Raw genomic sequence first — 1179 nt, 5'->3', positions numbered from 1 at the left:
ATTACAGAAGAAACCACACCCGCACCTACGGTACGACCACCTTCGCGAATCGCAAAGCGCAGACCTTCTTCCATAGCGATAGGCGCAATCAGTTCTACAGTAATGGTTACGTTCTCACCTGGCATTACCATTTCTACACCTTCTTCCAAAGTAACTGCACCAGTTACGTCAGTAGTACGGAAGTAGAATTGTGGACGGTAGTTAGCGAAGAATGGAGTGTGACGACCACCCTCTTCTTTGCTCAGTACGTATACTTCTGCTTTGAATTTGGTGTGAGGAGTGATAGTACCTGGTTTAGCCAATACTTGACCACGCTCTACATCTTCACGTTTAGTACCACGCAGCAATACGCCTACGTTGTCACCTGCTTGACCTTCGTCCAGCAGTTTGCGGAACATTTCAACACCGGTACAAGTGGTTTTTTGAGTTTCTTTCAGACCTACGATTTCGATCTCGTCACCAACGTGGATGATACCGCGCTCTACACGACCGGTTACTACTGTACCACGACCGGAGATAGAGAATACGTCTTCGATAGGCAACAAGAAAGGCTTGTCCACAGCACGCTCAGGTGTTGGGATGTAGCTGTCCAGAGCAGCAGCCAATTCGAAGATTTTTTCTTCGTAACCAGCGTCACCTTCCAAGGCTTTCAGTGCAGAACCTTGTACGATTGGGCAGTCATCACCTGGGAAGTCGTAGCTTGACAACAAGTCACGGATTTCCATTTCAACCAGTTCCAACAACTCGGCATCGTCAACCATGTCGCATTTGTTCATGAATACGATGATGTAAGGTACACCTACTTGGCGGGCCAACAGGATGTGTTCGCGAGTTTGTGGCATAGGACCGTCAGCTGCGGAACATACCAAGATCGCGCCGTCCATTTGGGCAGCACCGGTAATCATGTTTTTAACGTAGTCGGCGTGGCCTGGGCAGTCTACGTGTGCGTAGTGACGGGTTTCAGTTTCGTATTCTACGTGTGAGGTATTAATGGTAATACCGCGGGCTTTTTCTTCAGGAGCGTTGTCGATTTGGTCGTAAGCTTTTGCAGCACCACCAAATTTTTTAGCCAAAATAGTAGTCAAAGCAGCAGTCAGAGTGGTTTTACCATGGTCAACGTGACCGATGGTGCCAACGTTTACGTGCGGTTTGCTACGTTCAAATTTTTCCTTAGCCATG

1 protein-coding gene is annotated in these 1179 nt (G+C 48.1%); it reads right to left on the bottom strand.

What is annotated here, in order from left to right:
- Positions 1-1178 (bottom strand): elongation factor Tu (tuf, locus tag HMPREF2871_RS09840; protein ID WP_049336986.1); only part of this gene is annotated, 1178 nt, incomplete at its 3' end.
- Position 1179: the final 1 nt, after the last annotated feature.

Origin of the sequence: Neisseria sp. HMSC067G12 (genome assembly GCF_001812725.1) — a bacterium.
Classification (GTDB): domain Bacteria; phylum Pseudomonadota; class Gammaproteobacteria; order Burkholderiales; family Neisseriaceae; genus Neisseria; species Neisseria perflava.
Note: the sequence above shows the minus strand (reverse complement) of the source record. Positions and strands in the feature narration are given on the sequence as shown.